The sequence below is a fragment of the Brachybacterium alimentarium genome (assembly GCF_002332425.1).
Lineage (GTDB): Bacteria > Actinomycetota > Actinomycetes > Actinomycetales > Dermabacteraceae > Brachybacterium > Brachybacterium alimentarium.
The window spans coordinates 18,029-30,653 of record NZ_NRGS01000001.1; the positions used below are offsets into that span (position 1 = coordinate 18,029).

The following is a 12,625-nucleotide window of genomic DNA, read 5'->3' on the forward strand; positions in this document are numbered from 1 at the left end:
TAACCGGTGCGAGGCGGATCACAAATCATCGGCTCGGCGCGGCGACGTGCGGATCAGGGCCGGACGCGCGCCCGTCCGACCCCCTGGGCGCGCTCGGCATCGGCATAGCGCATGCCGGCGGGCACCTGCGCGAGCTCGAACCAGCGCGCGGCCCGCGGGAGCAGGCGCACGTCGTGCCAGGGGATCTCGAAGCCCGGTGCCTGCCAGAGGGTCAGCGCGATGTCGGCGCGACGTCCCGCCGCGACGAGGGTGAGGCGTCGCAGGCGCGAGAACGGATGCGGCTCGGCCCGGGCGACGTCCGGGATGGCGACCACTCCGCCGAGGTCCAGCGGCCACACGGTCTCCCCCCAGTGCAGCTGCGCCGCGTCGGCGGTGCCGACGATGACCGCGGGCGGGCGCAGGTCCCCTGCACCGACGGTGGCCGGCGGGAGGGCGGTGCCTCGGGCGAGGGCGTCGTGGCGCACCCAGGCGCCGGGCAGCACGATCCGCCCGGCCACTTCGACGTCGATCAGCAGGGAGTCCGCGAAGGGCTGCAGCGGTCTGCTGAGCCGGCCGGCCCGTGCCATGTCCCGACGAGGGGCGGCGAGGACACGCATCACTGCCATGTCGCCCTCGCGGTCGGACAGCGGGAACGCGGCACGGGTGCCGGGCAGCGGATCGACGGTGCCGTCGCGACGGCGCAGCGGTGCCTCGGGGCTCATCGACGGAACCGTGCTTCGGGGCGATCGGCCAGGACGATCTGCAGCTGCGCCAGGAACCGATCGTTCATCGGCGGCGGGTCCTCGAGCGGGAACCAGCGGGCCTCGGTGTTCTCCCCGTCGGCCGGATACGGCTCGCCGCCGGTGTGCTCGCACACGAAGCACAGGTCCAGGAACTGGGCGTGGTCGCCGTTGGGGAAGGTGAGGGGCGGATGCGTGCGCACGTCGACGAGCCGCAGCGGAGCGCAGTCCACGCCTGCTTCCTCGGCGACCTCGCGGACGGCCGCCGAGGCGGGCTCCTCCCCGGGATCGATGATGCCGGTGACCGGGGTCCACGCCCCGGTGTCGGCGCGGCGCACCGCGAGCATGTGCTGCCTGTCCGCATCCAGCACGAAGGCGGTCACACCGGGCATCCAGAGCAGGTCATGACCGACGTGCTCGCGCAGGGCGAGCACGAAGTCCGGGGTGGGCATACGACTCCTCGGGGGCTCTCTCAGGGACTCGACGAACGGTCAGGTGCCGACGACGAACGGGAGGGCGACCGCGCCGAACATCAGCAGCGACACCAGCAGCCAGCCGACGATGAAGAGCACGCCGATCCCCAGGAGCACCCAGAAGATCAGCCAGCCGATATTGGTCATCTGCCGCGCGGAGCGCGAGTCGCTGTCCAGCTGGACGAGGGCGATGATGCCGAAGACCGACGGGATCATCGCCCCGCACAGGAATCCGACGACGATCAACATGATGGCGCTGGTCTGGAGCGACCCGCGGTCGACGGTGTGTTCCGGATCCTGGACGGGCATCGTGCTCCTCGTGGCGGGGACGGCGGGAGGGCTGGAAAGCTGGAGCGGTGGGGAGAGCTGGAGCAGTTGGAGCGGCTGGGGGCCTGGTCAGTCGCGGCGCTTCTCGCGGATGCGCACGCCGATGACGATCGGCGAACCGGTGAAGTCGAAGTCCTCGCGCAGGCGACGCTCGATGAACCGACGGTAGCCGTGCTCGAGGAAACCGCTGGCGAAGATCACGAAGCGGGGCGGACGCGTGCGCGCCTGCGTCGCGAACAGGATGCGGGACTGCTTGCCGCCGCGCAGCGGGTGCGGGTGCGCGGCCACCAGCGTCCCGAGGAAGGCGTTGAGGCGGCCGGTGGGGATGCGGACGTCCCAGGACTTCAGCGAGCGCTCGATCGCCGGGACCAGCTTCTCCGCGTGGCGACCGGTCTGGGCGGAGATGTTCACCCGCGGTGCCCAGGCGACGTGGGCGAGATCGCGCTCGATCTCGCGCTCGAGCTGCTTGTGGCGCTCCTCGTCGATCAGGTCCCACTTGTTGAAGGCGAGCACCAGCGCACGGCCGGACTCGAGCACCATGTCGATGATCTTGAGGTCCTGCGTGGAGATGGGCTCCGAGGCCTCCAGCAGCACCACGGCGACCTCGGCGCGGTCCAGCGCGGCCCGGGTGCGCAGCGAGGCGTAGTAGTCGGCGCCCTGCGACTGCAGCACGCGCCGGCGGATGCCGGCGGTGTCGACGAAGGTCCAGTCCTTGCCACCGAGGGTGATGCGCTCATCGACGGGGTCGCGGGTGGTGCCCGCCTCGTCGTCGACCACGACGCGGTTCTCCCGTGCGAGACGGTTCAGCAGCGAGGACTTCCCGACGTTCGGCCGTCCGAGCAGCGCGACACGACGCGGCCCGTGGTCGACGGCGGCGCCGCGCCCTTCCTCGGGCATCACGGCGACCATGGCGTCGAGCATGTCCCCCGAACCACGGCCGTGGAGCGCGGAGACCGGGAAGGGCTCGCCGAGCCCGAGGTTCCACAGCGCGGCGGCCTCGAGCTCGCCGCGGGGATCGTCGACCTTGTTGGCGACCAGCACGACGGGGCACTTCGCCTTGCGCAGCACCTTCAGCAGCTGCTCGTCGGTGGTGGTGATCCCGACGTTCGCGTCGACGATGAACAGGACGACGTCCGCCAGGGAGATCGCGACCTCGGCCTGCTCGGCGACGCGATAGGACATGCCCTGGACGCGATCCTCCCAGCCGCCGGTGTCGACCAGCCAGAAGTCCGTGCCGGTCCACTCGGCCTCGTAGAAGACGCGGTCGCGGGTCACCCCGGGACGGTCCTCGACGACGGCCTCGCGGCGGCCGAGGATGCGGTTGACCAGGGTGGACTTGCCGACGTTCGGACGACCGACCACCGCGACCACCGGGAGGTTGCGCTGTTCGGTGGGCCGGGGACCCTCGCCCTCCTCGCCCAGGAGCAGCTCCATGTCCTCGTCGTCGAGGGCGTAGTCGCTCAGCCCGGCGCGCAGCGCGGTCTCCACGTCCTCGTCCGACGGGCCGTCGGCGTCCCGCTGGCCGGGTGCCCCGACGGCGCCTGCCGACGGGGTGCGGACGACGGGCTCCGGGGCGCCGTGCTGCTCCTCCTCCTGGGCCGACTCCGCCTCGGCGACCAGCATCAGCACCTGCTCGACCACGTCGTCGATGCCGAGGCCGGTGGTGTCCAGGTCGTGCACGCCTTCCGCGGCGGTGAGGAACTGGGAGACCTCGGAGTCGTCGCGGTCGCGGCGCAGCACCTGATCGGCCATCTGGGCACGGGTCTCCTCGGTGTCCTCGAGCTGCAGCTCGGAGGCGCGGCGCCGCATGCGCTCCTCGTCGGACGCGGTGAGCAGGATGCGCACGTGGGCGTCGGGCGCGACGACCGTGGTGATGTCCCGTCCCTCGGCGACGCAGAAGCCGCGCTCGGCGGCGGTGCGGAACAGCACCTCGCGCTGACGGCGCTGCAGGATGGGGCGCACGAGGGTGTTGGTGGCCACTGTGCTGACCTGCTGGGAGATCCGCGGTTCGCGGATGGCGGCGGTGATGTCCGTACCGCCGACAGCGACGGTCGCCCCCGCGGGATCGGTGCCCAGGTCCAGGTCGAGGGACTCGGCGACCGCGGCGACGGCCTCACGGTCGGAGAGGTCGACCCCCTGGTCCAGGCAGAACCAGGCGATCGCCCGGTACATGGCGCCGGTGTCGAGCATCCCGCCGTCCAGGGCGTCGGCGACGAGGCGGGAAACGGTCGACTTGCCCGATCCGGCAGGACCGTCGATCGCGATGGTGATGCCGGACTCGGAGCCGGGCATCGCGAGGGCAGAGGGATCGTGCGGCGCGCTGGTGTGCATCGTTCAAGGATACGGGGAGTTCACGCCTCCGCGACGGTCCAGCCGCGTTCTCCGAGCGATCGGGTGAGCAGCTCCTCACGGGTGGCGTCCACGGCGACGTGCGCGAGCCCGACGGCACGGCCCAGTTCGTGCTCGAGACGGAGATCCTCGAGGTTGACCCCGATCTGCCCGATCTCGGTGAGCAGCCTCGCGAGCTCCCCTGGACGGTCCGGGACCAGGACGGTCAGCGTCGCGAACGCGTCGGTGCGGCCTCCGTGCTTGCCGGGGATCCGTCGCACCCCGCGGTTGCCGTCGGCGACCAGCGACGCGAGCGCCCTGCGCGATCCGATCGACGGGTCCGGGGAGCCGCGCAGCGACTCCAGCGCCCCGATCACCCCGTCGAGCCGATCGCGCACCTCGCCGAGCACCCCGGCGACCGAGGCGGCGTTGGCGCCGAGGATCTCCACCCATAGCCGTGGGTCGGAGTCGGCGATGCGTGTGGTGTCGCGCAGACCCTGCCCGGAGAGGCCGAGGGCCGTCTCGGTGGGTGCGAGCAGAGTGCTCGCGAGCAGGCTCGACATCACCTGCGGGACGTGGGAGACCTGGGCGACCGCGGTGTCGTGCGCGGCGGCGTCCATCGTGACCGGCACGGAGCCGATCTCGGTGGCGACGGCCTTGAGCGCGGTCACCGCCTCGGCCCGGGAGCCCTGGTGCGGCACGATCACGAAAGGACGTCCCTGGAAGAGGTCCCCGCGGGCGGCGATCACGCCCGAGACCTCACGGCCCGCCATGGGATGGGCGCCGATGTACCGGGGAAGGTCCTCCCCGCGGGCGAGTGCGCGCACCCCTTCGAGCACCGTGGTCTTCACGCTCGCGACGTCCGCGACGACGGCCTGCGGCCAGGCGCGCAGCGCCCGGTCGATGACCTGTGCGGCCACGTCCGGCGGTGCGGCCACCAGGACGAGCTGCGGGTCCGGGTCCTCGGGCGAGGGCAGCGAGCCCACGCCGAGCTCGACGGCGAGCGACCTGGTGCCCGGGGAGATGTCCTCGACCTGCACGGCGGCACCGGAGCTGCTCAGCGCCATCCCCAGCGAGCCGCCGATCAGGCCGGTGCCGATGATCCGCACCGGCGAGGGCACGAGAGTCGTCACAGACCCACCTCGGCCATCAGCGTGCCCAGCTCGCGGCCGGTCAGCTCGCGGGTCTCCCCCTCGTCGAGGTCCCCGAGCACCACCGGACCGATCCGGGTGCGCACGAGGGCGGTGAGCTCGAAGCCCTGGGAGGCGAACATGCGGCGCACGATCCGATTGCGGCCCTCGTGCAGGGTGATCTCGACGACGGCCTCACGACCGTTCTGCGCGAGCACCCGGGCGCTGTCGGCGCGTGCGGCGCCGTCGTCGAGCTCCACTCCGTCCCGGAGGGTCTTCACCAGGCCCCGGGGCGGGCCGCCCGGGGCGTCGAAGCGGCACACGTACGTCTTGTCGACCTCGAAGCTCGGATGGGTGAGCCGGTGGGCGAGGTCCCCGTCATTGGTCAGCAGCAGCAGACCCTCGGTCTCGTAGTCGAGCCGGCCCACGTGGAAGAGGCGATGGGGGTAGCGCTCCGCGAACTCCGTGAGGTCGCGCCGCCCTTCCGGATCGCTCATCGCGGAGACCACGTGGCGCGGTTTGTTGAGCACGACGGTGACCTTCGCGTCGTCCAGCTGGAGGCGCCGCCCGTCGACGTGGAGCACCTGGGTGGCGGTGTCCACGCGCACGCCCAGCTCCCGCACGGCGACGCCGTCGACCATCACCCGGCCGGTCGAGATCAGCGTCTCGCACGCGCGGCGGGAGCCGAAGCCGGCGCGGGCGAGCACCTTCTGGAGGCGCTCCCCCTCCGCACGGTGCAGATCCGGTCCCTCGCCGCCCCTGTCCGCAGGCGCGGGACGCTTCGTGCCCTCGCCGTCGCGCAGCTTCACGTTCCGGGGCGGCGTGAAGGCGCTGCGTCGTCGAGGTCCCCGGCCCTGGGGGCCCTTCGCGGCGGCCATCAGGCCGCGGCGCCGCGAGCGATGAGCTCCCGGGCCAGCTGCCGATAGGAGTCGGCGCCCTTGGTGGAGGAGGCGAAGGAGATGATCGGCTCGGCCGCGACGGAGGCGTCGGGGAACTTCACCGTGCGGTTGATCGTGGTGTGGAAGACCTTGTCGGGGAAGGCCCCGACAACGCGCTGGCACACCTCACGGGCATGCAGCGTGCGCGGATCGAACATCGTGATGAGGATCCCGTCCATCTCCAGGCGCGGGTTGATGCGGTCCTGGACCTTCTCGATGGTCTCGACCAGCAGCGCCACACCGCGCAGTGCGAAGTACTCGGCCTCCAGCGGGATGATCACGCCGTGGCTCGCCGCGAGCGCGTTGACCGTCAGCAGTCCCAGGGACGGCTGGCAGTCGATGATGATGACGTCGTAGTCGTCGACCACGGGACGCAGCACGCGGGCGAGCGCCATCTCGCGGGCGACCTCGTTGACGAGAGTGACCTCCGCGGCGGAGAGGTCGATGTTCGCCGGCAGCACGTCGAGGTCGTCGGTCGAGGTCGAGCGGATCACCTCGCGCACGTCGTGGTCCCGCTCCATGAGCAGGTTGTAGACGGTCACATCGAGGTCGTAGGGGTTCACCCCGGTGCCGGCGCTCAGTGCGCCCTGCGGGTCGAGGTCCACCAGCAGCACCTTGCGCCCGAGCTCGGCGAGAGCGGCTCCGAGGTTGATCACGCTGGTGGTCTTCCCGACCCCGCCCTTCTGGTTCACCATCGAGATGATGCGGGCCGGTCCGTGGCCGTCGAGCGGTGCTGGCTCCGGCAGCTCAGGCATCGGTCGACCAGTGGGTCCGAGGTCGATGTCCAGCTGCTGATTGGAGGTCGAGCTCACGTCGGTGTCCTGTCGTCGGCGTCGTAGGGCGGTGCGCGGGCGGGAGGAGCCGTCGTGCCTGCCGACGGGCTCCGGACCCAGCCCGGGAAGAGGCGGCTGCATGCAGTCGCCGGAAGATCGGCGACGACGACGCCCGCTGACGGGGTCGTGCGGGGTCGCCGTGCCGGACAAGTCTAAGCCCCTCGCCGCGCCCTGGGGTGGGCACCGGCATGGGTCTCCCGCAGCGAGTCCACCGTCACCTGCGTGTACAGCTGGGTGGTGGTCACCGATGCGTGCCCCAGGAGCTCCTGGACGCTGCGCACATCGGCGCCGCCGTGCAGCAGATGCGTCGCATAGGAATGACGCAGCGTGTGCGGGCTGATCGGGGTGGGCAGCTCCCCCAGCTCGGCATCCTCAGCAGCTCGCTGGACCACCTGCCAGGCGGCCTGCCGTGTGAGGCGGGTCCCGCGGGAGCCCAGGAAGATGGCCGCGGTGCCGGCGCCGTGAGCGGCCAGGGCGGGACGCCCGCGGGTGAGGTACGCGTCCAGGGCCTCGAGCGCGTAGCGTCCGACCGGCACGATCCGATGCTTGTCCCCCTTGCCGCGCAGGATCACGCAGCGCTGGTCGCGGTCCACGTCGTCGAGGTCCAGCCCGATGGCCTCGGAGATGCGGGCTCCGATCCCGTAGAGGAGCTCGAGCAGGGCCCGGTCGCGCAGCGCCCTCTCGGCGGAGTCCCGCCCGGTGCCGGGGCTCCCGGCGGCCGTGAGCAGGGCTTCGACCTGGTCGATGGACAGCGGGTGCGGCAGCCGCGAGGGGATCGACGGCGTGGGGACCAGACGCGAGGGGTCCCCGGTGGTGGAGACCCGCTCGGCGTCGAGGAAGGAATGCAGGCCGCGCACGGCGGCGAGGGCCCGGGCGACCGATGAGGCCGACAGCGCACTGCCCCCGTCGCTCCCGGTGCGCAGCGTCTGCACCCAGTCCGTGAGCCGCTGCGGATCCACGTCGGCGGGGTCCACGTCCTCCCGGGCCAGTTCGGCGAGATATCGCTCGAGGTCGCGACGGTAGGCCGACAGCGTGTTCTGCGAGAGCCCGCGCTCGATGCGCAGATGGCTCAGGTACTGCTCGAGGATCCGGGTGTCCCCCGGGCGCAGCGTCTGCTCCCCGGAGGACGACGGACCGCTGCTGGGGGTCACCTCGAGATCACAGCACGACGAACGGATCGATCGCGAGGGCGACGAACAGCAGCGTCAGGTACGTGATGGAGCCGTGGAAGACCGTCATGGGACCGAGCTTCTTGCCGGTCAGGCCCCGACGCACGCGCACGGCGTACCGGATCACGAGGAACAGGAACCAGGCGCCGACGGCGACGGCGCTGACGCCGTACACCCAGCCGGTGTGGCCCAGCGGGATGATCGCGAGGCTGGACGCGACCATGAAGACCGTGTGCATGATCATCTGCCGGGCGACATTGCTGCGCGCAGCAACGACCGGGAGCATCGGCACGCCGGCGTCGGCGTAGTCCTTGGAGAACTTCTCGGCGAGCGGCCAGTAGTGCGGCGGCGTCCAGAAGAAGATCACGAGGAAGAGCAGCACGGCGGTCCAGGAGACCGTGCCGGTCACCGCCGACCAGCCGATCAGCACCGGCATGCAGCCGGCGATGCCTCCCCAGACGATGTTCTGACTGGTGCGGCGCTTCAGGATCATCGTGTAGAAGACCACGTACAGCAGGATCGCGCCGAGCGCGAGGGCAGCGGATGCCCAGTTCACGAGCACGCCGAGCCAGACGCTCGAGAAGATCGACAGGACGATGCCGAAGATGAGCGCGGCCCGCGGGGTCACCACACCGGTGACCAGCGGACGGTTCTTGGTCCGCTTCATCTTCGCGTCGATGTCACGGTCCAGGTACATGTTCAGCGTGTTCGCACCGCCGGCGGCGAGATACCCGCCGACGACCGTGGCCACGATCAGCCACAGCGAGGGGAACCCTCCTGCGGCCAGGAACATGGTCGGGATCGTGGTGATGAGCAGCAGCTCGATGATGCGCGGCTTGGTGAGCGCCACGTACGCCCGGATCACGGCCCCCGCAGTGCGCTGCGGAGAATGCTCACCGCCCGGGCCTGCGTGCCGGATCGAAGCTCCCTGGGTGGCGGTCACCGCCCACCGTCCTTCCCCTTCTGAGCGCGACGATGTCGTCGCGTGAACGACCCCAGTCTAGGCCGTCACGGAACCGGGACCCCGTGTTCCCGGGGTGAGTCCCCGCACCGTGACGGTGACCTACGGAACCTCCGGGACCCTCCCGGGCGGCGGTTCGCCCCGTCCGCGGGGCAACAGGCTGAACAAAAGAGGTGATCGGGCGCCACCAGCATTAAGGTAGGGGCATCGCTCTGCACGCAGGGCCCCTCGTCGACGCGATCACGTCGGGGCCCGTGCCGGAGCTGTGGATCCGAGCGGCCGCTGCGGCCGCACTCCGTTGAAAGGAACTCATCGACGTGACCGATACGTTCAAGGCCCCCGAGGGCTGGACCGAGCTCGACAAGCGCGCGGTGGACACCGTCCGCGTCCTCGCTGCCGATGCGGTGGAGAAGGTCGGCAACGGCCACCCCGGCACCGCCGTCAGCCTGGCACCCGCCGCGTACCTGCTCTACCAGGACGTGATGCGCCACGATCCGACCGATCCCACCTGGCTGGGCCGCGACCGCTTCGTGCTGTCGGCCGGGCACTCCAGCCTGACCCAGTACATCCAGCTCTTCCTCGGCGGCTTCGGCCTCGAGAAGAAGGACATCGAGGAGCTGCGCACCTGGGGCTCGAAGACCCCGGGCCACCCCGAGAACTTCCACACCAAGGGCGTGGAGATCACCACCGGCCCGCTCGGCCAGGGCATCTCCTCCTCCGTCGGCTTCGCGATGGCCCAGCGCCGCGAGCGCGGCCTGCTGGATCCCGACGCGGCCCCCGGCACCAGCCCCTTCGACCATTTCACCTACGTGATCGCGTCGGACGGCGACCTCCAGGAGGGCGTCAGCAGCGAGGCGAGCTCGCTCGCCGGCACCCAGCAGCTCGGCAACCTCATCGTCCTGTGGGACGACAACGAGATCTCCATCGAGGGCAACACCTCGATCGCCTTCACCGAGGACACCGCGGCGCGCTACGAGGCGTACGGCTGGGACGTGCGCACCGTGGACTGGACCCAGGGCGGCACCGCGTACCTCGAGGACGTCGCCGCGCTCAAGGCCGAGATCCTCGAGGCGCAGAAGGTCACCGACAAGCCGACCTTCATCCGTCTGCGCACCGTGATCGGCTGGCCCATCCCGGAGCTCGCCGGCAGCCACGCCGTGCACGGCGCCAAGCTGGGTGCCGAGGGCGTCGCCGGACTGAAGAAGGCCGTCGGCTTCGACCCGGAGCAGCAGTTCCAGGTCGACGAGGACGTCCTGGCGCACACCCGCTCCCTCGCCGAGCGCGCAGCCGCGGACAAGGCCGAGTGGGACAAGGGCTACCAGGCCTGGCGCTCCGCGAACACCGAGCAGGCGGCCCTGCTGGACCGCCTCGTCGCCCGTGAGCTCCCCGAGGGCTTCGCCGAGGCCTTCCCCGCCTTCGAGGCCGACGAGAAGGGCATCGCGACCCGCGCCGCCTCCGGCAAGGTCCTCGGCGAGCTCGCCGCGGTCATGCCCGAGCTGTGGGGCGGCTCCGCCGACCTCGCCGGCTCGAACAACACCACGATGAAGGGCGAGCCGTCCTTCCTCCCGTCCGAGATCGGCTCCTCCGAGTTCTCCGGCGACGAGTACGGCCGCACGCTCCACTTCGGCATCCGCGAGCACGCCATGGGCGCGATCCTCTCGGGCATCTCGCTGCACGGCCTCACCCGCCCGTACGGCGGCACGTTCTTCCAGTTCGCCGATTACATGCGCGGCGCCGTGCGCCTCGCCTCGCTGATGAAGACCCCGGCCACCTACGTGTGGACCCACGACTCCGTCGGCCTGGGCGAGGACGGCCCGACGCACCAGCCGGTCGAGCACCTGGCCGCCTACCGCGCGATCCCGAACCTGTCGATCGTGCGCCCCGCGGACGCCAACGAGACCAGCCAGGCCTGGAAGGTCCTGCTCGAGCGGGACAACGGTCCCGTCGGCCTCATCCTGAGCCGTCAGGCCATGCCCACCTTCGACCGCACCGAGTACGCCGGCGCCGAGAACCTCGCCAAGGGCGGGTACGTCATGAAGGAGGCCTCGGCGGAGCCGCAGGTCATCCTCATCGGCACCGGCTCCGAGCTGCAGTACGCCGCTGAGGCGCAGAAGCAGCTCGAGGCGGAGGGCGTTCCCGCGCGCCTCGTCTCGATGCCGTCGGTCGAGTGGTTCGACGAGCAGGACGAGGAGTACAAGGAGTCGGTGCTGCCGTCCTCGGTGGCCGCTCGCGTCACCGTCGAGGCCGGTATCGCCATGCCGTGGCATCGCTTCCTCGGCACCCACGGTCGCGCCGTGTCGCTCGAGCACTACGGTGCCTCGGCCGATGCCAAGACGCTGTTCCGCGAGTACGGCTTCACGCCCGAGGCCGTCGTCGCCGCCGCGAAGGAATCCCTCGCCGCAGCACAGGCCTGATCCGCAGCGGGGCGGGGTCCGCGGACCCCGCCCCGCCGTCGCTCGACCCGGCCCCATGGGTTCCGTCCGCCACAGGAGGGAAGTCCGACGGGCCGTTCCGCGTTGACCATGACGACCGCAGTTCGACACAGGGCGCCCAGCGCCCGGAAGGAACGCTCATGACTCAGAACTCCAATACCCAGAACCTCTCCGACGCCGGTGTGTCCATCTGGCTCGACGACCTCTCGCGTCAGCGGATGTCCTCCGGGAACCTGCAGGAGCTCATCGACACCCGCAACGTCGTCGGCGTGACGACGAACCCCTCGATCTTCCAGGCCGCGATCTCCGGCCGCTCGGAGTACGACGCGGACATCGCGCGCCTCTCGGGCGAGGGCAAGGACGTCGACGCCGTCGTCGAGGTGCTCACCACCGATGACGTGCGCAGCGCCGCCGACCTGTTCTCCGACGTCCACGCCGCGACCAAGGGCTTCGACGGCCGCGTGAGCATCGAGGTCGATCCTCGCCTCGCGCACGAGACCGAGAAGACCATCGAGCAGGCCAAGCACCTGTTCGAGGTCGTCGGCCGCGAGAACGTGATGGTCAAGATCCCGGCCACCGCCGCGGGCATCCCGGCGATCACGGCCGTCATCGCCGAGGGGATCAGCGTCAACGTCACCCTCATCTTCTCGGTGACCCGCTACCTCGAGGTCATGGACGCCTACCTCGCCGGTCTCGAGCAGGCCGCGCAGGCCGGCAAGGATCTCTCCACGATCCACTCCGTGGCCTCCTTCTTCGTGTCCCGCGTGGATGCCGAGATCGACAAGCGCCTGGCCGACCTCGGCGGAGAGGCGGAGACGCTGCGCGGCAGCGCCGGCGTCGCCAACGCCCAGGTCGCCTTCGGCAAGTACCTCGAGGTCTTCGGCTCCGAGCGCTTCACCGCGCTGAGCTCCCAGGGCGCGCACGTGCAGCGTCCGCTGTGGGCCTCCACCGGGGTGAAGAACCCCGACTACGCGGACACCCTCTACGTGGACAACCTGGTCGCCGATCCGAGCGTGAACACCATGCCGGAGAAGACCCTCGAGGCCACCGCCGATCACTCCGAGCCGGCCGCGCCGCTGACCGCTGAGAAGGCCGCCTCGGCCGAGACGGTCCTGCAGCGCGTCGCCCAGGCCGGAGTCGACCTGGACGACGTCTTCGCACTCCTGGAGCGCGAGGGCGTCGAGAAGTTCGAGAAGGCCTGGAACGAGCTGCTCGAGACCGTGTCGGCCTCGATCGACGACGCCCGCGCCTGAGCCGACTGCCGAGCACGGTCCCGCCATCGGCGGGCCGTGCTCGCGCCGTGTGTGTCCGAGAA

11 protein-coding genes are annotated in these 12,625 nt (G+C 71.0%); 2 read left to right on the top strand and 9 right to left on the bottom strand.

Going from position 1 to position 12,625, the window contains the following annotated elements:
• Nucleotides 1–53: 53 nt before the first annotated feature.
• The 9 genes from CIK71_RS00080 to CIK71_RS00120 all read right to left on the bottom strand — a co-directional run bounded on the left by CIK71_RS00080 (nucleotide 54) and on the right by CIK71_RS00120 (nucleotide 8,860).
• Nucleotides 54–701 (bottom strand): hypothetical protein, encoded by a 648-nt coding sequence (locus CIK71_RS00080; protein ID WP_096163155.1) that lies wholly within the window; start codon nucleotides 699–701, stop codon nucleotides 54–56.
• Nucleotides 698–1,171: an NUDIX hydrolase gene (locus CIK71_RS00085; RefSeq protein ID WP_096163156.1), complete on the bottom strand. Its 474-nt coding sequence runs from the start codon at nucleotides 1,169–1,171 to the stop codon at nucleotides 698–700. Before CIK71_RS00085 ends, CIK71_RS00080 begins: the two co-directional genes overlap by 4 nt.
• A 39-nt stretch (nucleotides 1,172–1,210) precedes the next feature.
• The gene (locus CIK71_RS00090; protein ID WP_096163157.1) at nucleotides 1,211–1,501 is read right to left on the bottom strand and encodes a hypothetical protein; all 291 of its coding nucleotides are present in this window, start codon (nucleotides 1,499–1,501) and stop codon (nucleotides 1,211–1,213) included.
• Nucleotides 1,502–1,588: 87 nt separating this feature from the next.
• Nucleotides 1,589–3,850: a bifunctional cytidylate kinase/GTPase Der gene (der, locus tag CIK71_RS00095; protein ID WP_096163158.1), complete on the bottom strand. Its 2,262-nt coding sequence runs from the start codon at nucleotides 3,848–3,850 to the stop codon at nucleotides 1,589–1,591.
• Between the two features lie 20 nt (nucleotides 3,851–3,870).
• Nucleotides 3,871–4,980 (bottom strand): prephenate dehydrogenase, encoded by a 1,110-nt coding sequence (locus CIK71_RS00100; RefSeq protein WP_096163159.1) that lies wholly within the window; start codon nucleotides 4,978–4,980, stop codon nucleotides 3,871–3,873.
• Entirely contained in the window at nucleotides 4,977–5,855 is an 879-nt protein-coding gene (locus CIK71_RS00105) for a pseudouridine synthase (RefSeq protein ID WP_096163160.1), read from the bottom strand. Before CIK71_RS00105 ends, CIK71_RS00100 begins: the two co-directional genes overlap by 4 nt.
• Complete coding sequence (locus tag CIK71_RS00110) at nucleotides 5,855–6,727, bottom strand: ParA family protein (RefSeq protein ID WP_096163161.1); 873 nt, start codon at nucleotides 6,725–6,727, stop codon at nucleotides 5,855–5,857. The genes CIK71_RS00105 and CIK71_RS00110 overlap by 1 nt, the downstream gene beginning before the upstream one ends.
• Nucleotides 6,728–6,900: 173 nt before the next feature.
• Nucleotides 6,901–7,899, bottom strand: a complete 999-nt coding sequence (locus CIK71_RS00115) for a site-specific tyrosine recombinase XerD (protein WP_096163162.1) — start codon at nucleotides 7,897–7,899, stop codon at nucleotides 6,901–6,903.
• Between the two features lie 7 nt (nucleotides 7,900–7,906).
• On the bottom strand, nucleotides 7,907–8,860 hold the full coding sequence (locus CIK71_RS00120; RefSeq protein WP_176485482.1) for a heme o synthase: 954 nt from the start codon (nucleotides 8,858–8,860) through the stop codon (nucleotides 7,907–7,909).
• Between the two features lie 335 nt (nucleotides 8,861–9,195).
• Between CIK71_RS00120 and tkt the strand changes: the two genes are divergently transcribed.
• Together tkt and tal are read left to right on the top strand one after the other, a co-directional pair.
• The gene (tkt, locus tag CIK71_RS00125) at nucleotides 9,196–11,292 is read left to right on the top strand and encodes a transketolase (RefSeq protein WP_096163163.1); all 2,097 of its coding nucleotides are present in this window, start codon (nucleotides 9,196–9,198) and stop codon (nucleotides 11,290–11,292) included.
• Between the two features lie 158 nt (nucleotides 11,293–11,450).
• On the top strand, nucleotides 11,451–12,563 hold the full coding sequence (tal, locus tag CIK71_RS00130; RefSeq protein WP_096163164.1) for a transaldolase: 1,113 nt from the start codon (nucleotides 11,451–11,453) through the stop codon (nucleotides 12,561–12,563).
• The last annotated feature ends 62 nt before the right edge of the window (nucleotides 12,564–12,625 follow it).

What these genes read in the sequence shown, in the direction of transcription:
- CIK71_RS00080 (WP_096163155.1), bottom strand. Translation starts at nt 701, where the DNA reads ATGAGCCCCGAGGCACCGCTGCGCCGTCGCGACGGCACCGTCGATCCG.
- CIK71_RS00085 (WP_096163156.1), bottom strand. Translation starts at nt 1,171, where the DNA reads ATGCCCACCCCGGACTTCGTGCTCGCCCTGCGCGAGCACGTCGGTCAT.
- CIK71_RS00090 (WP_096163157.1), bottom strand. Translation starts at nt 1,501, where the DNA reads ATGCCCGTCCAGGATCCGGAACACACCGTCGACCGCGGGTCGCTCCAG.
- der (WP_096163158.1), bottom strand. Translation starts at nt 3,850, where the DNA reads ATGCACACCAGCGCGCCGCACGATCCCTCTGCCCTCGCGATGCCCGGC.
- CIK71_RS00105 (WP_096163160.1), bottom strand. Translation starts at nt 5,855, where the DNA reads ATGGCCGCCGCGAAGGGCCCCCAGGGCCGGGGACCTCGACGACGCAGC.
- tal (WP_096163164.1), top strand. Translation starts at nt 11,451, where the DNA reads ATGACTCAGAACTCCAATACCCAGAACCTCTCCGACGCCGGTGTGTCC.